The sequence below is a fragment of the Paenibacillus phytorum genome (assembly GCF_013141715.1).
Taxonomy (GTDB): Bacteria; Bacillota; Bacilli; order Paenibacillales; family NBRC-103111; genus Paenibacillus_E; species Paenibacillus_E phytorum.
Genome location: NZ_WHOA01000048.1, coordinates 44,874 through 67,004, shown reverse-complemented (window position 1 = coordinate 67,004; position 22,131 = coordinate 44,874). Strand labels below are relative to the sequence as shown.

At 43.6% G+C, this 22,131-nt stretch carries 17 protein-coding genes and 1 pseudogene; all 18 read right to left on the bottom strand.

Annotated features, from left to right (window positions below):
* A partial coding sequence (locus GC098_RS39525; protein ID WP_446686365.1) for a DUF7402 domain-containing protein occupies positions 1-3,317 on the bottom strand: 3,317 nt, incomplete at its 3' end.
* Positions 3,318-4,260: 943 nt separating this feature from the next.
* Entirely contained in the window at positions 4,261-4,557 is a 297-nt protein-coding gene (locus GC098_RS07570; RefSeq protein WP_171642474.1) for a response regulator, read from the bottom strand.
* Between the two features lie 196 nt (positions 4,558-4,753).
* Positions 4,754-5,161 (bottom strand): annotated as a pseudogene (locus GC098_RS07565) (malic enzyme-like NAD(P)-binding protein); the annotation flags it as partial.
* A gap of 265 nt (positions 5,162-5,426) precedes the next feature.
* Positions 5,427-6,260: a carbohydrate ABC transporter permease gene (locus GC098_RS07560; protein WP_312880014.1), complete on the bottom strand. Its 834-nt coding sequence runs from the start codon at positions 6,258-6,260 to the stop codon at positions 5,427-5,429.
* 5 nt (positions 6,261-6,265) lie between these two features.
* Positions 6,266-7,132, bottom strand: coding sequence for a carbohydrate ABC transporter permease (locus tag GC098_RS07555; RefSeq protein WP_171642470.1), 867 nt, complete (start codon positions 7,130-7,132; stop codon positions 6,266-6,268).
* Positions 7,133-7,232: 100 nt separating this feature from the next.
* On the bottom strand, positions 7,233-8,825 hold the full coding sequence (locus GC098_RS07550; RefSeq protein WP_171642468.1) for a response regulator transcription factor: 1,593 nt from the start codon (positions 8,823-8,825) through the stop codon (positions 7,233-7,235).
* On the bottom strand, positions 8,806-10,524 hold the full coding sequence (locus GC098_RS41145) for a sensor histidine kinase (protein ID WP_171642467.1): 1,719 nt from the start codon (positions 10,522-10,524) through the stop codon (positions 8,806-8,808). The genes GC098_RS07550 and GC098_RS41145 overlap by 20 nt, the downstream gene beginning before the upstream one ends.
* Positions 10,525-10,589: 65 nt before the next feature.
* Positions 10,590-11,876 (bottom strand): ABC transporter substrate-binding protein, encoded by a 1,287-nt coding sequence (locus GC098_RS07540; protein ID WP_171642465.1) that lies wholly within the window; start codon positions 11,874-11,876, stop codon positions 10,590-10,592.
* Between the two features lie 190 nt (positions 11,877-12,066).
* Entirely contained in the window at positions 12,067-13,119 is a 1,053-nt protein-coding gene (locus tag GC098_RS07535; RefSeq protein ID WP_171642463.1) for an aldose 1-epimerase, read from the bottom strand.
* A 159-nt stretch (positions 13,120-13,278) separates the two neighbouring features.
* Positions 13,279-14,172 (bottom strand): sugar phosphate isomerase/epimerase family protein, encoded by an 894-nt coding sequence (locus tag GC098_RS07530; protein WP_171642461.1) that lies wholly within the window; start codon positions 14,170-14,172, stop codon positions 13,279-13,281.
* Positions 14,173-14,194: 22 nt separating this feature from the next.
* Positions 14,195-15,433 carry an NAD(P)/FAD-dependent oxidoreductase gene (locus GC098_RS07525; RefSeq protein WP_171642459.1) on the bottom strand — a complete coding sequence of 413 codons (1,239 nt, stop codon included), beginning with the start codon at positions 15,431-15,433 and terminating at the stop codon, positions 14,195-14,197.
* 14 nt (positions 15,434-15,447) lie between these two features.
* Entirely contained in the window at positions 15,448-15,771 is a 324-nt protein-coding gene (locus tag GC098_RS07520; protein ID WP_171642457.1) for a MocE family 2Fe-2S type ferredoxin, read from the bottom strand.
* 28 nt (positions 15,772-15,799) lie between these two features.
* Complete coding sequence (fdhA, locus tag GC098_RS07515) at positions 15,800-17,014, bottom strand: formaldehyde dehydrogenase, glutathione-independent (RefSeq protein WP_171642449.1); 1,215 nt, start codon at positions 17,012-17,014, stop codon at positions 15,800-15,802.
* Between the two features lie 22 nt (positions 17,015-17,036).
* Positions 17,037-18,158 carry a fatty acid desaturase family protein gene (locus GC098_RS07510; RefSeq protein WP_312880013.1) on the bottom strand — a complete coding sequence of 374 codons (1,122 nt, stop codon included), beginning with the start codon at positions 18,156-18,158 and terminating at the stop codon, positions 17,037-17,039.
* Between the two features lie 113 nt (positions 18,159-18,271).
* Positions 18,272-19,168 (bottom strand): helix-turn-helix domain-containing protein, encoded by an 897-nt coding sequence (locus tag GC098_RS07505; protein ID WP_171642447.1) that lies wholly within the window; start codon positions 19,166-19,168, stop codon positions 18,272-18,274.
* A 62-nt stretch (positions 19,169-19,230) separates the two neighbouring features.
* Positions 19,231-20,022 (bottom strand): alpha/beta hydrolase, encoded by a 792-nt coding sequence (locus GC098_RS07500; RefSeq protein ID WP_171642446.1) that lies wholly within the window; start codon positions 20,020-20,022, stop codon positions 19,231-19,233.
* Positions 20,019-20,756: an SDR family oxidoreductase gene (locus GC098_RS07495; RefSeq protein WP_171642444.1), complete on the bottom strand. Its 738-nt coding sequence runs from the start codon at positions 20,754-20,756 to the stop codon at positions 20,019-20,021. Before GC098_RS07495 ends, GC098_RS07500 begins: the two co-directional genes overlap by 4 nt.
* Positions 20,753-22,126 (bottom strand): hypothetical protein, encoded by a 1,374-nt coding sequence (locus tag GC098_RS07490; RefSeq protein ID WP_171642442.1) that lies wholly within the window; start codon positions 22,124-22,126, stop codon positions 20,753-20,755. Before GC098_RS07490 ends, GC098_RS07495 begins: the two co-directional genes overlap by 4 nt.
* Positions 22,127-22,131: the final 5 nt, after the last annotated feature.

Genomic DNA, 22,131 nt, shown 5'->3' with positions numbered 1-22,131 from the left:
ACATTTGGCTCTGGCTCATCGTAAAATTCTATTTCTGAGAGACCAACATTCTTCCCGCTTCCGCCAGATACCTGGAATTTTACCCAAGACACAGTCTTGTCAGGAAAAGTTACAGAATAAGCGCTCCCGTCATTCGGGATTCCTGAAACCATCAAAGTGCTTCCGTCGCTGAAGGTAAGCGTCCCGCCTGGCGCCCAGTCAGATAAGTTGGGCCGATCATAGAAGGTAATCTTGTTGATCGTTTGATTCATCGTCCAATTCAACTGGATCCATGGATTGAGTTCTCCCTTGGAAGCCCATTCGCCTTTATCCGATTGACCTATGATGCCATCGACCACTTTATCGGGAGAATAATTGGCATTGTATGACGTTGAAGCGGTAACTGTGGCGTTCGACGCTGGGATCTTATTAACAGTTACGCTAACGCTTGTTGTCAATGGCACGTTGTTCGGGTTTACGACTCCACTAGGCAGGGTTACGGTTCCTGGTACCGCGAAGGTTTGTACCGTCTTGATCGTTGGATCATAATTAATGTTGCTTAAATCCCAAATCACACTGGCATCCACATTTCCTGTTTCGGTCACAAGCACTACATTTTCAGGCAATCCAAGAGCTGCTGCTGTCTTTGCCGTTCCGAAGTCCACTTTTCTGACGCCTGTAGGTGGTATTATGCTAACAAGTTCAACCGGTGGTTGGGAAATACTGAAGGAGTGTTCACTAATAAAATCACCATTGTAAGTAAATTGGAAATTTCCAGCTGCATCAGACAAGATAGGCCCACTATAGCTAGCTCCATCCTTATAAACGGTATATGATTTATTGGGTTTGGCTTTTACATTAAAAGTTACATTTTTGCTTGCCGCAGTCGTTATTGCAGTTGTGAATTTCATGTCACTGACAGAATTATTTATAGTAAAAGCATTTATATTAGCATTCGAAACCGCAGTTACTTCATCAACATCTTTAATCATAGGTTTTTCAGTTCCAAAATGTAAGATTACATTTACATCGTCTGCCCATGTTGAAAGGCGTTGACTATACCAGTCTTGCATAAATGAACCATTGCTGCTATAAATAGTCGCATATTGGAATGAAGTAGATTCTTTATCCGGCTTATCTACGTAGAATGAATACTTATGGCCATTATAAGGGATGCTGACTTTTGCGGAATATGTCTTGTCCTTAAATGATACAGTTCCAATCGAATTTATCCAATCAGTTGGATACGTATTAAATGTATCCAAATCTACTCCACCAAGCTTAGGTACTAGACCCAATAACCAATTTGGAACAACCTCAGAATATCTGCCTGATGTCGATATTGTACTATTGCCAATACTACCAATTGCTTTACCTGTAGTTGCTTCAATCCCTTGGGGTTGAACAGGTCTCCACTTCCACCAGTTACTGATGCCCTTCGCTAGATTGAATAATGCATCTTTATTTCCAGCATAAGCTAAATCTTCCATCATATCTCCGATATTTCCAACATAATTTCCTGGTCCATCCCAATCGCCTCTTGCACCCGAGCTTCTGTAATCCGCATCGTAGGACGCAAGGCTCTTCGTTCCATAATTAAAAATAAAATCATTCTTCCGGTTTAGAAGTCCGGTTATTTGTTCCTGTGTGATTGCCCCAGTTGGGATCATATTAAAGATTTGAGTCGTGTAAACTAAGTTTCCCTCACCTGTTTTAAACCAATTTGTCGTCGGATCCCATAATGCTTGTGTCTTGGAAAGCGCCTTGCTAGCTATAGTATCCATTTTACCCGCAATGTCAGTGCGTCCGGCCTTCTGCGCCATTGCTTTAATTTTATTAGCCATCCAATAAGTATCCGCAGTTAAATCAGGGATGTGATTCACATAATGAGGAACAACCTCAAGCAGATTAGCTCCTCCACCAAAATTATAATCCAAAGTGGAATGGATATGATTGATCTGGTTGTTTAAAATATCGATGACTGTATTATTCCCTTTCACCACTTGATTCAAAAAAGCGCTATCACCAGTATTCGTTACATACGTATAAACCAACTGGGTAATGACAAATTGATTATAAGCATAATATGCGCCCAAGCTTGCCTGATCTGTAATCCTATAAGCATAGTTACCGGTTAAATTTAAATTTAATAGTTTCATTAGAGTATCTTTGACAATAGGAGAATTTGTTTTGATAAACCCATTTCTAGTATAGTTTGTATCCCAAAGATAAGTCACTCCACGAGCATTATTACCAAACGCGGTAATCCACGTATTATTGAGAGTATCCATTGATAATAATGATGTAGTATGTGCTAAATTACTCATTCGATTAATGGCTGGATCAGGTGTTACTACTTCGTAATTAGAATTCGTCCATTGATTATTCCAATATTGAGTCGTTTGGTCGAGTTGGCTTTCAAGATTATTATAGGTGTCCAAATAATTAGTTTGAGCCTCTGACTGTGTTCCTCCTATGGAAAGAATCGCAGACATTTTCACTGTCTGACCTGGTGCTATAGTTCCAAAGGAGTGGGATAAATATTGGAAATGAGAAGCAACATTACTAACAGAAGGACTGTTTGTAAATGCACCATTACTTTGCCATGGTGTAAATTCATTATTCGTAGTGACGGAATACGAAGAAACAGGAACATTGAGTCCGAATGCCAGATAAGCGTCATTCGAAGTGCTGTTTGAAATAATTGCTCCACTACCTATATTGGAATTGTAAGAAGCATTTACTCTTCCTGTTCCAGGGTTATCCCAACTCCACCCCGTAATATTTTTAGTGATTTGTGGATTTTGCAATGAGGCTGCAATTTTTAATGAATGATTGTTAGTATCTACATTTGTATAAGAATAATTAGCAACAATCATTCGCTTGTTAGGAATAGTTTGGTAGTTGATATCAATCTTCCAATAATTGCTCCCAGATTGTGCACTATCTATATGATTAGTTAAACCAGCAAGAGAATAATCCATTGTAAATTTTTTATTGCTCGTTTCAAAATAGCCTCTGTCATCATATCCCCATGAAAATAATGTAGCGTTATTACTGTTATTTAATAAATAAGGAGGCGCCATAATTCTTTTGAGCTGACCGGGGAAGTAACTATCACTTCCGTTATTCACCAAAAAAGAGCTAGTAGCTCCATTGGATACTAGCGGTTCATCAACAGAAGAGCCATATTGAAGCTCTCTTGGATATGAAAACGTATAGGTTGGATATTGTTGAACTGTCTCAGCTCGAGTGGTTGTAGGGTTAGGAACTAGAACCATTAGGCACAACATAAATACGATAATTACTTTTATCGATTTCATTCTTTGACCGTACATGTCTATCACTCCTCAACTATGAAATGATGATTCTAATTAAATGACTCAATACATCTCGCGTAATAACTTTTTTCATTCCCTTCTTTGTCACTTAAAACCCGAAAATTCTTTTCAAGAATGACTATAAGTTTTCCCACCAACTTAGGGTAAAATGGATAGATGAATTAAAACACCAATTGAATTGAGTTGTATCTTAAAAAATTAATGAAATACTGTCCCTTTTCGTTGGAAATATGGGTTGTAATCGGTTGCAAAATAAAGTTCGATGGGCATAACTAATGGGAAAAACGAGGTGAAACGTACGTCGATCTATGCCATTCTGAGCGGCTTTCACTTCGACGACTACCTTGTTCAAATTCTGTACATCCGCTGACCCGCATGCTACCAGAGCAAATGACTCCTTTCTTCGTAGTCTCAATGTCTTTTTTAACTAATAGTGCTTGAACTTGTTTCACCCCCTTAGTAATTCAAGCTTGGTAAATGACAAAATTTCGACGACAGTTTCAACTTTATTACGTAGCTTAAAAATAACGCTTTACTCGAGAGAGTACACACAACGAATAAGCATACTCCAAGCTGGTCAACACTTATTAAATCGAGACAATGAAAGTGTGTCTTTAATAATAACGTGATTTGACAACCCTTGAAAACGCTTTCCAATCTTTGCAAATGCCGTATTCTTTTAGCGGATCATGCATACTTTAAATATGAAGTGTATAAATCGCGGTGTTAGCAATGCTTTAAACTACTTCATCACTTCGATAATTAATCACTTTCATTCTTTTCTTCTCGCGGATTCCTAACAACTACCCGTTTACTGGACTTCATAAAACTTGGACTTACTCCCAATTCATCAGCAATAGCTTCAATGGTCAGCTTTTTATGGTATTCACTTTTGAATTTCTTGATCGTCTCACTAACATAATAATTCTGATTTTGTTCGTCATAAAGAAAACCATCCACATCGATCTGTTATGTATCGCCTATCGTTTTCGTTATATTGTTGATGCAAATATTCAAACACCTTCAATGAAATAGCCTGCTTCGCATATTCAAATTCAGTAAAACTGGTCAGGATAATGCTTTGAAACGGATATATTCTCAAAGCCTGCTCCAACATTTCTATCCCATTCATTCCAAGCATCCTAATATCTGTAATCACTAAGTCGGGGCGATGCTGCTGGATTAATTGGAGTCCCTTCTGTCCGTCATCCGTATCACCTACAACAGAACAGTGCATTGACAGTTAATCAACGGTATGAACAAGCCCTTTTCTAATAATCTCCTCGTCTTCAACGATGATCACCCTCATCATGAATGCTGACGACCGTTTTTATTCTTGCGTTAAACGATGGATCAAAAACATTTACATATTTATTATAAGGGGGTAAGAATATGGGATAGTATAGAGAATTTATGGATATCTTGTAGTTTTTATTGTTAATCTGGTTTGGGTAATCGCTCAGCCCCGTGGCAAAGACGCGTACGTGCGGCAGCGCTTCCTCAGGTGCAATCTCAGGCTGGGGATTGGCCATCGCAAAGACGATGCTGTTATCGGCCATCTACTTCACATCTTCCCCCGTCAACAACCCGCCTCTGGAAACGCCGATGAACCTATCGGCTCAGCGGATCGCTTCCTGCAAGCTGCCCGACTGCGTGCCGAGCAGCTTTTTGCAGATGGTTACGCCTGCGGCGCCGATGCCGTTGACGACGACACGAATATGCTCCATTCGTTTGCCTACTACTTTCAACGCATTAATAAGCCCCGCTGTTACTACAATGGCAGTACCATGTTGATCGTCATGAAAAATCGGAATACCCAGCTCGTCGGCCAGGCGCGATTCGCAAGGATTCCAGTTCACGTCTTACGTTATACCAAGACATGCTGCTAATGGTTGGCGCCCGAATCAGCTCTCGTCGGGGCAATTGTTAACCAATTCGTCCACAAAGAGAATTAAAACTGACGCCGGTACAGTACCGACGCCAATTTGCTGTAGAATACAGGAATCATCTTTTGTTGGCTGCCAAAATTCTAGAAGCTATCGTGGGTAATCTATCATACTTGTAAGCCTTTATCTTGTTCCTTTCGTTCGGATACAACTAATTCCATTACGATTTCACGCTAAGCAGCATACCCTTAATGAAATTGCGCTGTAGAACGAAGAACAACAACACCGTTGGCAGCGAAGTCAATACGATTCCGGCCAACAATGTGGTCACACCTGAGCGGAAGTAAATACCTTGCATTGTCGCCAAACCTGTCATAACTGGACGAACCGTTTCCGATCGGGACAGCGTCATACCGAAAACCAGGTCGTTCCAAATCCACGTGAACTGGAACAAGAAAAGGACGGAAATTGGTGGCAGCAGCAGTGGACCGATGATCCGAGTAAAGATACCAAAACTATGAAAACCGTCAAGCTGTGCCGCTTCCACAATTTCGTAAGGCAGTGTCGTCATGTAATTGCGCAATAGAAAGACGCAGAATGGAATGGTAATTGCAATATAAAATAAGAGCATGCCGCCGAAGGTATCGTAGAGACCTAACTTTTGATATCCCTTGAACAACGGAACCAAATACATCTGAAAGGGAAAAATAGTCCCACTGTAGATGAGCAAGAACCAGTAAAAACCGCCCTTTAATCTTAGTATAACAATCCCGAATGCGGCCATAGCTGCAAGGAAAATCGCGATTCCTGAACCAAGCACTCCATAGCTTAAGCTATTCATTAGACCATTCCCCAAACTACCCATTCGCAGCGCATCCATCATATTTAATCCTAATTGGAACGTCTTCGGGAAAGCCCAAATGTTGCCAGCGCTGAAATCCGCCAACGATTTAGATGCATTCATTACGACTAAGATGACCGGTATCGCCCAGAAAACAGCTAGTAAACTGATAAAAATGTATGTCGTCCATTGCCCTATTCGTATTCGTTTCACGTCGCTCATCCCTCCTTCACCATCGTCTGCCGCAAATAAAACCAGGAAACAGCAATAGAAGCAATTGTCAAGACAATAGATATCGCAGCGCCTTGCCCGAAATGGAATAGTACGAATGATTCTCGGTACATCGTTACAGCAAGCGTTTCAGAAGAACGGTACGGACCACCCATTGTCATGACCCAAATAATATCAAAAATCTTAAAACTATTGACGAGGGACATACCCATTACAACAATCGTTATTGGGCTGAGCATCGGAAGCGTTATGCTCCAGAATGTACGAAACCGGCTAGCTCCGTCAATCGCCGCAGCTTCAAATGGTTCCTTGGGTAAAGCGCCAAGGCCAATCAGAAATAACAGCATGTTCGTCCCGGTCCCTTGCCACACCGATGCTACGATCATCGCAAACGTATTGTCCGGCGTCGAAGTTAACCAATCTCTCGCGAACGACCCGAGACCGAATAGTTGCAGCACGTAGTTGATGCCGGTTTGGGAAAACAAAAATACCCAGATGACACCAACCACTGTAAGAGACATCGCGTACGGCAAATAAAAAATGTTTTTAAATAGTTGCTGCCCCTTTAAGTTTTGCAGCAGCACGCTGAACATTAGCCCTAGCCCAACAGGCAGAACCAGTGTGGCGATTACCCAAATCAGCGTATTCTTCAATGAAGTGATGTACGTAGCGTCTTGAAAGATGGCCACGTAATTGGCCAATCCGACCCACTTGGGTGCCGCCAATCCGCTATATTCGGTAAAGCTCAAGTAGATCGTATATACGATCGAAGTGATAAAAAATGCGGTGATGAGCAAAGCGGCAGGAAGCGTGTAAAGCAGGGCTGTCCCGTTCCTCTTCAAGTATGCTGTCATCTCTCTTTTCCTCCTAGCTTAGGCTCTCGCCGTTTCTACTACTATTGTAAGAAAAAGGCGAAGCAGAAGGTATAGAAGATCTATGGATTTCTTGTAGAATTTATAGCTGCCCTTTATTGCGGAACTCCTGCGGCGTCATCCCGGTGTAGCGTTTGAATTGGTTAGAAAAATACGCTGCATCTGGGTAGCCAACCTGCTCGGCCACCTGATAAGTTTTCGAATCCGTCTCCTGCAGCAGCTTTTTTGCTTCCTCCATACGGATTCCCGTCAAGTATTCGATAACACCTTTACCGGTCTTCTTCTTGAATAATACGCTGAAGTAGGCGGGAGTCATGTTGACTTCCTCGGCGATAGAGGATAAGTTCAAATTGCTGTTGAAACGTGCCCGGATGTATGCGATCGCCTGCTCGACCGTGCGGTTGTGCAGCAGCGTGCCTGACTGTTCCTTTAGATCCAAGCGCTCGATCGCTAGCAAGAGCGGCGAAATTAGCTCCATCAGCGAATCAGCTAGTTCCAACCGTTCGAGCCACGCTGGCATTGAGGAGAGCCCTTGTGTCCTGGAGTCTTCATCGCAAACGAGCAGATTGCGGTACAGCGTAATCACGGCAATCTTCAATTCCTGTGCAAGTCGTTCCAGAGCTGTCGGTGAGTAGGCTGAATCTTTGACTGATAGGACCCAGCTATTCAGCTTCGAACAGATCTCCCGTGTATCGTCAGCCTTAAACAATTCTAGAAGCTGATCCAGGTGATATTGGATATTATCATTCGTTAGTGTTGCAGTATCACTAGAGGTGACTACAACAGACTTATCTCGCACCCACCTCATGCTTAACAGCTGACTAACTTCCTTATAAGCAACACCAATTGAAGATAGCGGCACCGGCTGTGAGATGGTGATCGAAGCCGTCAAATTCAGAAAATGGTTAATGTTATAGCGCAGCGCCATACATTTTTCTATGCAATCTTCGGCCGAGAGAGGCTCCTTTATCAGCATAACGAGATGTGAAGCTTCGTCATAAAAGCATAAGGGGTGCTCTAGCATCTCTTCAGTAATGTTCCATGCAGCATATTTGAGTAACTCCCATTCCGCTGAATTATATTTCTTTCTAAGCTCAGCTTGTTTCTCGAACTTGAGTGTGGCTACCGCATAATGCTCCTTATCAAGATTCAGCCCGATTCCCCTGGCCTGCTCACGGATGTCCGTCGTTCGCAAGACACCACTTTTAGCTATAAGGCTACGCAGGAAGTCTGTTCGGATCAACAGTTGATTTCGGTTAATGATCTTGCTTTTTCGAGTTTCATCCAGCAGCTTTTCTTTCTCCTCGGAACGTTCCTTATAAATCGAAAGTAGCAGCTCCCGCAGTTCGGAGAAACTGGGCGGCTTGACCAAATAATCTTTGCAACCGAGACGAATCGCTCGCTTCGCATATTCGAAATCGTCATATCCGCTCAGAATGATCGATCTTACCTTCGGATATTGGGCGGTTGCTAACTGTATAAGCTCCAGACCACCCATTCTGGGCATACGGATGTCGCTCAAAATAACATCAGGCTCAAGCTGCACAAGCTGCTCCAGCGCCTGCACCCCGTCTTCCGCCATGCCTACTACAATGAAAGGAAGATCCATCCGCTCAATCATCGCCTTAATTCCATAGCGCAGCACTTCCTCGTCATCAACGATCAGTACGTTCATATTGCTCGATTCTGGGAAGTTCAAGTATGAATCGCGTCCCTTGGTACTTTTCACTTTCCACATCGAATCGGATCGGTCCGTCCCCATATGCGAGTCGTATTCTTTCGTAGACATTGCGTATTCCTATCCCTTCTCTTGTCGTAGTTTCCTGTATTTCGATGCCGGACAGGGCATTCCTCAAGGCTGTTAGCTCTACATCATCCATACCGATCCCTGAATCCTCAATGACTATACAGAGTGTTTCCCTGGCTTTCGCTGTAATCCAAATGCGGACTGTACCTTCCTGTCGATTTGGAACAATTCCATGCAGAATTGCGTTCTCCACAATCGGCTGCAAAAGCAGCTTAATCATACTCCACTTCAGCACCTGTTCATCCACGTCCAACTCCAACTTAACCTTCGGATAACGGTATTTCATGATCTGCATGTATAGTTCAATATGCTCACACTCCCGCTTGACATCCACCCATTCCTTTTCTTGCCCGATGGCATAGCGAAGCAATTTACCGAGTTGGGACGCCATACCAGAGATGTTATAGTTACCATCAATCTCCGCCTGCATCGCAATGGCACTCAATGTATTGTTTAAAAAGTGTGGGTTGATTTGCGCTTGCAACGCTAAAATTTCGGATCGCTTACGCCGCTGCTCGGTGTCCGTTATCTCGGCAATGAGCTCCTGCATGCGGCTGAGCATTTGGCGAAAACTAGATGTAATCATACCAATCTCATCCTTCCGGTTCGTTTCCGCAACCTGAATATGAAATTGCACCTTGGGCGCTGTATGCATCATCCGACTCAACTTCTTAATCGGAAGTGAAATCCGATAACTAAGCCCGGTAATGACTAACAAGGCAATTACGAAAAAGAAGACGTTGACCAGTAGAATCGTTTGTTGTATCCGGTTGATTTTGTAAAATAATTGTGACACTGGCATTGCTCCAACCAACGTCCAGCCTGTCACTTCTGATTTATAACTGCTCTTAAAATGATTGGGTCCAATACAATCAGTCAGCAACTTATTATCGCAGAACTGCCGATTATCGAACAAAACGTGTCCACTATCGTCCACGAGCAACAAAAAGCCTTCTTTTTCTATCATCTCATTACTTGATGGTTTCAGGAAATCGAGCAGGAAGTACATGCGGATCATACCGACCTCTTTAAACGTTTGGGGATTGTACAGCAATCTAGACATTGAAAACAAAGTACGCCCGTCCTTAAGTTTCGACGGAGGTGTTACAATGCTTTCCCCGTGTAACTGCTTAGTGAGCTCAACCCAATTTGTGTCACTGTCCTTGATTTTCTCTCCAATCCGAAAGCGATTTCCATTGCTATCGAACAAATCTACGGTGACTAGACTCTTGCGATCGGCTGCCCATATCATAGAAAGCATCCCGTTAATTTGCGCTGTGTCGTCAAAAGAGTAACCGAACAAGCCGTTCTTATTATTTTGGTGCGTTTCCAAAATGCCCATCAGCGTGTAGTCGTAAGCGGGATTTTTCGTAATGCCTTCCAGCAGCTTCGTATAACTATCCATCGTTTCCCCAGTGTTCACCGTCATCCTCTGAAGCCAGGATGCCGCCTCTGTTTGCATCTCCTCTTTGATGAAGGAGAAAGTCACAAAATTGATGAGTACAGTAGGTATCAGAATCGTAACAACGATAATCAGTATAAGTCGATTCGGAAACGAAACATACACGAATAACTCCCCCTTAACGAAATAACCAGGGAACCGCTTGTAACAGCAGTCCCCTGGGATAACTATTATTTATGATCAGCCCAATATTTATCGGCTTTTTTCTGAATATTATTTAGTACCGTCATATATTGGTCCGGGTTAAGCATGAATCGTATAAATTCACTAGATGCATATTCCGAAAGTTCAGACGGCGTCGCTTCCCAAAAGCGCGTAATCGTTTTATACCCTCCAGCATTGATAGACCCAACCAAATCTTTAATGATCGGATCTTTGGACTCGATATCCTTGCGGATCGGAACGCCTCCGAACAGTGAAATCACTTTCTCGTTCGCTTCTTTTTTGGTCAGGTTTACAAGCGCTTTGATGGCATTATCTTTGTTCTTTGAGTTCTGCGAAACGAGGAATGGGGTCACTTCGGAAATGACGGTATTGCCCGCCTCCGACTTGATGGCAGGGAGTACGAATGTTCCGAAGTCTTCACCCGTTTTCATTCCTGCATTTTTAAAATAGTCTGCATACCATGTACCCATCATATACATCGCGAACTGTCCTTTGGCCATTGCAGATGGAATTTCTTTATTCCAATCCATAGGCTTCGCAAAATAACCCTTGTCGTAGAGTGACTTCCATGTCTTCATCACTTCAACGACGCCCGGATCGGTATATTTCGCTTGACCGACAACCAACTTGTTGTAAAGGTCAGGATTGGAGTGGATCATCATTTCCTCAAACCAGATGAAACCGTTCCACACGTCCGTCGTCGTTGTGCCAATTGGCGTAATACCTTTCGCTTTCAACGCATCGGAAATTGCCAGAAATTCGTCCCAAGTTTTTGGCGGCTTGAGTCCATTCTCGTTAAATACTTTTTTGTTATAGTACATAACCCAATAGTGCACACCAGCTGGAATCCCGTACGTTTTACCGTCAAAGGTCAACGTATTGGCCATAGATGGATCCACGCCGTCCTTTACCATGTCTTTCCACTGCTGCGTCATGTCCGCCAGATACCCGGCATCAACGAGTTCTTTCATTTGAAAGCCGTTCCACCATTTAAACACATCTGCCCCATCGTTCGTTGTAAAACCGATTCGAACTGCCGTTTGGAAGGAAGTGGGTTCGTTGTACGGAACACCCGTTAACTCTGTTTGATCGTTTTTCAACGTAATTGGGTTAAGCTCCTTCAGGTAGTCTGTCCATGCCGCATTGTCATAAAAAAATTTTGCCTTGACAGATTCTTTTGCTTTCGACGTTTCTGTCGGTTTTGTTCCCGAAGTTGCTTTATTGCCACCTCCACAAGCAGTCAACCCCAACACCAACGAAGTTGCCAACACCAAAGATCCAATCTTTTTCATAGGAGACCTCTCCTTTCATTGTAGCGTTAAACGTGTTGATTGAAAACGTTTACCGTATATTTATTATAATTATAATGAGGTTAAGCATCCTATAGAAGATCTATGGATATCTTGTAGTATTTATAGATTCTTTATAACCGCACTTGATCAAGTTGCTTGATTATGCTGCCAAATGACGGTAGAACAAAAACTATTTCTTTAATTCTAATAAAGTTGCAGACATCGAAAATGTCCGCGTCTCTCTCCCTTGAATGTAGCCCGCAGTTCCATTTCGCAATGCCTCCGATAAACCATGAGTCGGATAGCTTGAGAAAGGCTCTAAACCGATATTATAATGCCTGCCAAACCAAGGGTATTCGGTCGAACTACCGAATTCCTGCCAGTACCACAAGTACGGCATCGTATTGGCATCCCACTCTACACGAATTGCTGCGCTAAGTCGGGTATTTTCTACTTGGTACCATCCCTCATCTTCAAATCCTTTCAAATATACGATTTCCGAGGGAGCTCCTTTAGGCGGAAGCACGGAAATATCCGACATATGGCCTGATGTCTCCTCAACCCATGGCCATTCATGAGTAATACCACGTTTTACTCGTGCGGACTGATCTTCAGGGACGTCCAACTCGTCAGCAATAACTTTAATGTTCTCTGGTAATCGGATCGAACACCCAGGTTCTAAAAAAGGCTTACCGAATGCCAAATGCTGCCCCCACATATACCTCAAAGGTACTTCACTTAAATTCTCTATTTCTTCCTTTATATCTACTTTCGCCGAGTTAGCGTGAATGGTAATGGTCTTACTCAGTATAAAAGGAACTTTCTTTGTTTTGACTGAAAATGTCATGCTAACCAATTCCGGCGTATCCATCTCGATGGTGTATGACCATGGCATATGAGCCACTTCGCCATGTTGACCAAATTGGGCACCAAGATAAGAACTGCTGACACCGCCATTCGGAAAAATCTCCTGCCATCCACCCATATAGTAGTCAATAAAAGTGGACTGAGAATCAGAGGATGTCGGCAAATATCTATTCGGGTTATCAACTCCATTTTCCGTTAGCCACATAAAATCCAGATCACGGCTTTTTAATAAGAACTCAAAGATTTCAGAACCTTTATCGACTAGGATAGAAAGTCGTATTTTCTCATTTTCCAAAACAATGGTCTTCATTCCCATATAGGTATACTGATCATGAATGCGGCAGCCATAATTTCTTTGTTTGCGGTAATAATCCATTTTTATTTTATCCTTTCAGGAAGAACGGGTACAGCGTCATACCACCGTCGACGATGAGCGTGACTCGTAAATTACTAATTGGACAAGACATAAAAAACCCGCGTTGCACGCGGATCTAAGTAGATATGTTCTTGTCTTCTTACAAGTCCAATGCTAATGTCATAACTCGGCTTGCGCTTTCTGCCACTGCTCTTCTATAATCCGCTTAAATAGTAACGCTTGCTGCCAGCGATCGGAGACTTCATGTTCATGTCCATGCTCATCTCGGCGAGTGATCCCGTAATAGTTGGGCGGACCAAGCTCTGAGCAGAATGGGAGCAAGTCCCCAGGCTGCGCTTGCTTGAGCCAATGCACCATACCTTTACGCCACCATCGCTTAAAATGCTCCATCATAGGATGATCGCCATCCACACCTACATCTACCTGGACCTGTTCTCCACTCGAGACACGGCCATGCATACCTGCTGAACGTTCTAGAATCTTATCAAAATAGGCCTCGACTTTATCACTTGTTCCTAGGATTTCACCAGCAACTACATAATGGGATAAATCGATCATCAGTCGGAGCTCTGGCAGTGACTCTACATATCCTGCGGTGCGAATCAAATCTTGCGTGACAGTTCCTCTATGTGTTTCGATAAAATGTGGAATTTTGGATTCCTCAGACACTTTTAACAAGCCATCAAGTAAATGAACTGCTTCTTTATCAATAACGAAGGAATTGGACACCTGCGAGTTGATATATTGAACTCTGCCAAATTCGTTGGCATGCTTGATGATCTCAATCATATCTTGTGGTTTAGAAGGGTAAGCAATGGCACTGAAACTCAACTTGTAGCGGTCAAGTAAACGGTGCCAGGTATCCATATTTTCAGGAGAAGGCAGCAAATAGCTAACACCTTTAAATCCCGCTTCAGCGATTTTCTCGAACTTTTGCTCCAGCGACCATTCCTTGCCGTTCTCTCCTAATCCTTCCATGCCCCATATAGCTTGTTGGACATCCAGACTAGGTGAATTTAAGGTTCCATCATTAATTCGATTCCAATGGCTCATGCTTATCTCCTTAAAATGATTATTAAGAATTCAAAAGTGCCTTTAATTTCACATCCGGATTTTCTAAGTCTTTAGGATCGAGTACCGCTTGTTTTTGAATGAGCATTTCCGCTAGACGAATATCCTTGGCAATTTTCGAGTTTGGACCTATAGCGCTTGCCGCAACCAATTGATCATCGTCCGACAGATGGAAGAAAAACTTGTCACCTTCACTCAAATTTCGAACGACTGTCTTCGCACCACAATCCGGCAATCCAGTAACTTGCAAGGTTTGATCATACTGATCCGACCAGAACCATGGGATATCCAGATAAGGTTTAGAAGCACCTAGCATGTTATGCGCTGCATGCGTTCCTTGATCTTGTGCATTACGCCAAGCTTCAAGCCGAATACGCTTGCCTCCATAGAGACCGTGCGGGAAGGAACAGCAGTCTCCTGCCGCAAAAATATCCGAGTCACTCGTTGCGAGTCTCTCATTAACCCATATTCCATTGTCGACCGTAAGCCCGCTTTGAGCAGCTAACAATGTTTCAGGAATGGCTCCGATTCCTACGATAACCGCATCGCTATGGATGACGGTTCCATCGACAAGTGTAATCGAATGTCCATTCCGCGTTTTTTCGATGCGCTCAATCCCTACCCCAAGTTTAAACTCGACACCTGCTTTGCGATGACGCGCCTCTACAATGTTCGCAATTTCCTCAGGAACACCTCGCATCAGAATCCGCGGTCCAACCTCAATAACGGTAACCGAACAACCTCTTTCCCGCGCGCTTGCCGCTACTTCAAGACCAATAAAGCCTGCCCCTATTACAGCAATGTGCTTTCCTGATTGAAATCTTGTGCGTAGTACAAGCGAGTCAGCGAATGTCCGAAGATATAATAAGTCCGTTGTATCGGAGCCTTCCTTAATCAATCGGCGGGGAGAGGCTCCTGTTGCAAGCAAGAGCCTTTCATACTTTACCTGCTGCCCATTACTAAGTTCGGTCACATGCTCTTCCCGATCAATCTTAACAATGGAGCTATCGGTTATTAATTGAATGCTATACTGAGATTGCTTAGCCTCGTCAAGAATAGTCATTGGCGTTGGCTCGTCTTCACCCACTAATGAGCTTTTGGAAAGCGGCGGCCGTTCATAAGGTGCCAGCTTTTCTTTTCCTATTAGCGTGATCGGCCCACTCCAGCCTTCCGTTCGGAGCTCCACAGCCGCTCGCGCACCGGCTTCACCTGCACCAACAATAACCATTCCTAATTCAGCCATTATCTACTCTCTCCTCAGTCTATCTTGATGAAGATCTTATCTTCTTCAATCTTTACAGGATATGTTTTGAGATCCACGCATACCGGCGTGCGCTTCGCTTCACCCGTTGTATAATCAAATCGACCATTATGCTTGGGACACTCGATGGTGTTACCCATCACTAGCCCTTCCGCCAAATGAAACTTCTCATGGGTGCAATACCCATCGGTCGCATAATACTTACTTTTAGCTGTGCGATAAATAGCAAATGTACGATCTCCATGATCGAATCGAATGACATCTTCCTCATCAATATCATCGACTTCACAAGCTTCAACCCAACCCTCTAAATGCTGCATACGTACCTCCAAGTAATTAAGTATAGGTTTATTTAACAAGACCGTGTGGATCGATAACAAATTTTCTGGAAACACCACGGTCAAAATCTTGATATGCTTGCGGAGCAGCATCTAACGAAATGAGTGTGGCATTAACAGCTTTAGCAATTTGTGCTCTACCGCTGAGAATCGCCATCATCAAGTCTCTGTTGTATTTCATGACAGGCGTTTGCCCAGTTACGAAGGTATGAGACTTAGCCCAACCAAGACCGAAACGAATCTTTAGTGTGCCAATCTTTGAATCCTCATCCACAGCACCCGGATCGCCGGTTACATAAAGCCCCGGAATCCCTAAGCTACCCCCTGCGCGCGTAACCTCCATGATCGAATTCAGCACCGTAGCTGGAGCTTCGCCATGAGCTTTACCATGACCATGAGCTTCGAAACCTACGCAGTCAATGGCAGAGTCCACTTCGGGTGAGCCCAAAATTTGATCAATTTGCCCTGCCAAATCACTATTTTCACGAAGATTGACGGTTTCGCAACCAAAGCTTTTCGCTTGGGCTAATCGTTCTGCATTTAAGTCACCAACAATAACAACAGCTGCACCAAGCAACTGTGCGGAGTGAGCTGCAGCAAGACCCACTGGGCCAGCACCCGCGACGTATACAGTTGAACCTGGACGAACGCCTGCACTAACTGCGCCATGGTAACCCGTTGGGAAAATGTCAGAGAGCATTGTTAAATCAAGAATTTTTTCCATGGCTTTCTCTTTATCTGGGAACTTCAGCAATTGGAAGTCCGCGTAAGGAACCATGACATATTCCGATTGTCCCCCGACCCATCCACCCATATCTACATAACCATAGGCGGAACCAGGACGATCCGGATTAACATTTAAACATACATTCGTATTCCGCTCTTTACAGCTGCGGCAACGGCCACAAGCAATATTGAAGGGAACGGAAACCAAATCTCCCTTTTTAATAAATTCAACATCGCGTCCTACTTCAATGACTTCACCCGTTATTTCATGTCCTAAGATGAGACCTGATGGCGCAGTTGTCCGACCTCTAACCATATGCTGATCGCTACCGCAAATGTTAGTCGTTACTACTTTCAGAATGACACCATGCTCGCATTTTCGTCCTACGTTTAATGGATTGACACCTGGACCATCTTTCAGTACCAATTCTGGAAAATCCGTATTACGCACCTCAACGCTACCGGGTTTACTGTAGACAACTGCCTTGTTTCCTGCCATGTTCTCATCTTCCTCTCATCATTTAGTTAATCATTGCTTTTGGCTCGTTACTCACTCGCGAAGGCACTGCCTTTTCAGCGTGTACACCGTAATAATAGGGATTAGCTGTACTAGGCAGGGGGCGGTCAACCACATATTGCGGATCTTTCTTCTGCTTAATGAGTGCTGAAATAACTTCTTTGAGAGCCGCCCATAGACTAGGACTTGGTGCTGGATAATCAAACATCAATTCTTTGTGAAGGGCAGGTAACGCGTGATAGGGAACCATCGGAAACATGTGATGCTCTATGTGATAATTCATGTTCCAGTAAAGGAATCTAAAGAATGGATTCAAATAAATCGTACGCGTATTTAAGCGATGATCCAGAACATCTTCATGAAGACCCAAATGCTGAACTAGACCCACTAATAAGAGGAGAATCGGACCATAGAAGGTCGGAAGACCAACAAACATTAGCGGTAAAATACTCCCAATCTGAATGGACCAGATAATGAAGCCTAGTAAGATCAGCACCCAAATACGTGAAATCCAAACCGCTTTTCTGTATTCAGACTTTGGAACGTAATCTTTTTCTGAGTCAGTCAGTTTCCCGAAGCTGTGCAAGATAATGCTTTTGAGATCTCTTGAGCCGCCATAGATATGCACGATTTCTCCAAAAATGATACGCCAAACGGGTGGTCTAGTCATAGCAATTTCCGGATCACGACCGACGATATAGGTGTCAGTATGGTGACGAGCATGACTCCAACGCCAAGGGGTTGGTGGTCTTAAGTCCATGAAAGAGGCAATTTGATATAGGGCATCATTCATCCATGCTGTCTTAAATGCTGTGCCATGACCGCATTCATGCCATCTTGAATCGGCAGTCGAAGCATAACTAATTCCATATAAGGCAAATGCCGGTATGGCCCACCATGTCCCCCACGAATAATAGGCAAGAATCCCCGTACCTATGAGCCATGCAAACATAATGATCGTATCCCGAATTGCGGGGCCATCCTTTCGTTTCATTAGCTCTTTAAGACGCTGACGCGGAATTGAGCTAGTGTACCATTCGGCCGCTACTAAGCCTTTTTCCTGTGCTCGCTTGTTTTCCGGTCCTGTAAGAGAGTAATCTCTTTTGTAGTTTTTATTATCAGACACTGTTATGCCTCCTTGTTCATCATGTGTTAGCGCTTTCTTAATGATAAACTTATAGGGACTCACTGTCTTTGAAATAACAGGACATTCATTTGCACTAAACGGACATTCCTCATTCAGCTAAAGGGTATTTCCGACAATTGGGATTTGCGAAACTTCCCAGGAGCAACGCCTATTTTATGGGTAAACACTCTTGTATAATAATGTACCGATTCAAACCCAGTCTCTTGGGCGATACGACTTATGGTCCAATCCTTCTCGAGAAGAAGCTCCATAGACTTCCGAACTCTTCTCTCTTGCACATAATGAGAAAAAGATTGTCCGACTTTCATGGCAAACAATCGTGACAAATGTCGCTCAGTCATATTCAGATAGGCTGACAACTGTGTAATACTTAAGGAAGACGATAGATTGTCTTCGATAAAAAGCTTCGCTCGCTGCAAATAATAGGTAGAAATTTGTTGATGCTCTGGCAAGTCGTCAATTTCGACAACCTTCGCAAATTCACTGCAAAAAGAAACAAGTAAAGCATTAGCAAAACTGCGAATCATTTCTTTTGTCATAGAACGATCTTGCTTACACAGCGTAAATAGCATACGCCAAGTCTGCGCCGTCACCGTTTCGTCTGCCGTAGGCACAATAATTTTATTCAGATTCATCATTTGTATATAACGGTTTAAAGTTTCTTCCGAAGACCGAGAGCTATCCGCTTCAAAGGCAACAAAATATAGCTCGATCCCTGCCTCACTTTTAATTTGATGCCATTTGCCAGGTCTTGAACAGAACAAAGTTCCTTGACGGAGCGGATATTCCTCATCTGACTCCAAATAGCTCCCTTCGCCTGCCAGAACATAACAAACCTCAAAAAAGGAATGTCGATGCAGCGGATTATCAAAGTGCTCCGGCATAGCCCCCCAATAATGCACCTTAAAACTTAAATTTTCTCCGGGCAAATCAACTGCGGTTTCATTTAAAATACGGCTCATCTTTTTGTAATCTGATTTAGCTGCCATGGAGTTCTCTCCCGATACATAAATTTTGCACTTTTCTCTATTATACGATAAATAAAGAGCCCTCAAGAAGAGGACTCCTGAAAAGCATGTGAGTGAAAAATTAGATGTCTCTTAATATGTTCGCGCCAATAATCCCAAGAATGAGCGCCTGGATGCTCAGCATAAGTATGGGGAGCTCCCATCCCCTCTAACCGTGCATGCAATTGACGATTCATATGAATATAGGAATCATCTGCTCCGCAATCAAAGTAAATCTTGGGCAAGTCGTTGGAGGTAGGGATCGCCATCGTTAAAGGCGATACCTCCACCATTCTTCTCTCGTTCGTCTGAAAAATCGCAGCATAATCCTCTGAACCAATCAGTTCTGCCAACTCCTGAACATCGAAGAATCCGCTTAAGCTGGAGACAGAGGCAAATCGTTCCGAATGAGCGAATGCCAACCGAAAGGAAGCATATCCACCCATAGATAATCCGCTAATCGCACGTGTTTCCTTCGTACCGCCTACGTTCCACTTTAGTTCAACATGTGGAATCAAGTCTTCTAGCAAATAATCCTCATATAGATGAGGCCTTCCTGTGTCCCAGTTCAAATAACCAGTGCCTATGGCGGTCAATCCATCCGAAGGCATGAGGATCGCCATCGGACCTAATTGCTTCTCTTCGAGCAAATCTTGCATCGATTGCATGACATGGCCTTGTTCCGTCCAATCAATCTCGGAACCATGTACACCATGCAGCAATATCAGTAAGGGCAGTCTACCAACTGGGCGCGGTTCCGGCAGCAAGAGGCGGTAGACTCGGCGCGCGTTTAAAGCTGCAGATTGAAAGTTTTCCGAATAAAGTTGCACCCTCATTTAGTTAATTCCTGTAAGTTAAAATTCGCATCTCTCATCGATCTCAGCACAATCTCATGTGTGACGCAGTTATCGTCCATTTCAATTACAGAAACAATGGCTTTTGCAACATCGTCTGGCGTTAAATATTTCTCTACAGGTGATTTTTGGTCGCGAGCCGTATCCCAGAAAGCTGTATTAACGCCACCTGGGAAGATGCCGGAAACACGAATATCGAATTGTGCGGCTTCCTCTTGAAGCGCTTGTGTAAATCCTCTGACTGCAAATTTAGTTCCGCAATAGACGGACTCTGTAGGCACACCCGTCAATCCAGCTGTAGAAATGATATTGATAATGTGGCCTGCCCGCTGATCTTTCATTCTTCGAAGCGCATGCTTGCAGCCTAGGACAGTTCCTTTATAATTAACGTCCATCATCCAATCGATATCATCCTCGGTATATTCTGTGATCAGCTTATGCCTTGCAACACCTGCATTATTGATCCATACTGCAATCGGTCCTAGCAGAAATTCTGTGTTCTCTGCCAAAGTTGAGATATCTGATTCCAAGCGTACATCCGTCCTCCATGCACTGACACGATCGGAAGAAAGGCTTTTCACAGCTTCTTGTAATGCCTTCTCATCGGCATCACTAAGCATGACCTTAGCGCCTGCAGCAAGTAAATGTTTCGCCAGGGAGAAACCAATCCCCCTAGCTGCTCCGGTTACCACACATACTTTATCTGTCAAATTCATGATGCCGTCACTCCTCCACGTGTTCTTTCTCTTCCTGCACGAATTTCCGCCAGAAATTCAGGCCACCATTCTTTTTGATCCGATTGTTTACTCAATCTGGCCTTTTCTTCCAGATTCCGATTCATTACGCTTTCCGCTTGCTGTTTAAGTTCTTCCATATTTTTAAACTCCGGAACTAACCATTTTCTGCCGATTTGCGCATGCAAGACCTCATCGGCCCAATCGTAATCTTGAAACGTTTTGGCAAGTTCGTTATCCGATTCTTTGGCTACGGCCCATTCAAAATGTTTCCCGGTATCTTTAGGCATTAATCCTTGCTCAATGTACCAAAGAACAAGATGCGCCTCGAGTGAAGTAGCTTTACTGTTCAATGCCATGCTTGTTAAAAATTCTACCGGATACTTGTAAAACTCAACGCCATCCTGGTACAAACCCACTTCACCCATCATCGAATGACGAGCCTCATCCCATAACTGTCTGCTCATATCTTGATAATATTCCCATGGCTTACCATTCGTTGTATAAATAATGGGTCCCATCCACTCAGGTACATCCATCTCACGCAGACGTTTATAGAGGAGCGCATAAGTTCTTTCATCCGCCGGACGATTTTCATCAAAATAGTATTGATCGAAGTTGGCGGTTGAATTATAGGTATCTGAAAATCTAGCATCACGTCGAGGCTCAACTTGAATTGCAAAAGGCTGCCCGTTTGAACGGGGCTCCGAAGGCTGCCAGTCTTCAGGCTTTGCCAAATCTCCTGAAATGCCTCCTGCGGCGAACAGAAAAGACTCCAGATGCTTTTGCCACTTAATTGCGGCATGCTGATCTTCATCCGTACGGATAAGCGCTTGTACAGCAGCCTCTCCCCATGGAATCATTTCTTCCTCTTCTACTAGTATCAATTTCAAGACACGACACGTTGGTTGGTCGACTAACGGATTTGTTTCCGATAAATGCTTTTTCATGGAACGTACTAATTCCGGTTTTGCAACTCTATAAATTCCCACAAGAAGCTCCAATGTTGTTTCTGCCCGTATCACTTCGCCAAAGAATGCCTCGATCTGAGCATCCGGCACTTTATCCAAATGCAAAGGCGGTTCCCTCATCTCCGTAACCCGTTTACGAAGTGCGGCACTATGCTCAGCATCAAGCCAAATATGCAGTCCAAAAGCACCCTTTACTTCCCATTCAGGGGTATTCGAGATATGCGCTGCGAAAATTTGGTTCAACTGCGTTTCTGAATACAAATATCTTCTTAGTAAATTCACGTTATGATCGATGTCATAGCCAACTTTGCAAGCGTCATCATAACTGCAAACACCTGCAAGCGGGATCAAGCCTAAATTGTTATTAATTACTCTTGTCATGTATA

Coding starts and splice junctions, on each gene's coding strand:
- GC098_RS07555 (WP_171642470.1), bottom strand. CDS start 7,132: ATGACAGCATACTTGAAGAGGAACGGGACAGCCCTGCTTTACACGCTT.
- GC098_RS07490 (WP_171642442.1), bottom strand. CDS start 22,126: ATGACAAGAGTAATTAATAACAATTTAGGCTTGATCCCGCTTGCAGGT.
- GC098_RS07530 (WP_171642461.1), bottom strand. CDS start 14,172: ATGAGCCATTGGAATCGAATTAATGATGGAACCTTAAATTCACCTAGT.
- GC098_RS07495 (WP_171642444.1), bottom strand. CDS start 20,756: ATGAATTTGACAGATAAAGTATGTGTGGTAACCGGAGCAGCTAGGGGG.
- GC098_RS07535 (WP_171642463.1), bottom strand. CDS start 13,119: ATGGATTATTACCGCAAACAAAGAAATTATGGCTGCCGCATTCATGAT.
- GC098_RS07570 (WP_171642474.1), bottom strand. CDS start 4,557: ATGCACTGTTCTGTTGTAGGTGATACGGATGACGGACAGAAGGGACTC.
- GC098_RS07525 (WP_171642459.1), bottom strand. CDS start 15,433: ATGGCTGAATTAGGAATGGTTATTGTTGGTGCAGGTGAAGCCGGTGCG.
- fdhA (WP_171642449.1), bottom strand. CDS start 17,014: ATGGCAGGAAACAAGGCAGTTGTCTACAGTAAACCCGGTAGCGTTGAG.
- GC098_RS07550 (WP_171642468.1), bottom strand. CDS start 8,825: ATGAACGTACTGATCGTTGATGACGAGGAAGTGCTGCGCTATGGAATT.
- GC098_RS07500 (WP_171642446.1), bottom strand. CDS start 20,022: ATGAGGGTGCAACTTTATTCGGAAAACTTTCAATCTGCAGCTTTAAAC.
- GC098_RS07540 (WP_171642465.1), bottom strand. CDS start 11,876: ATGAAAAAGATTGGATCTTTGGTGTTGGCAACTTCGTTGGTGTTGGGG.
- GC098_RS07520 (WP_171642457.1), bottom strand. CDS start 15,771: ATGCAGCATTTAGAGGGTTGGGTTGAAGCTTGTGAAGTCGATGATATT.
- GC098_RS07505 (WP_171642447.1), bottom strand. CDS start 19,168: ATGGCAGCTAAATCAGATTACAAAAAGATGAGCCGTATTTTAAATGAA.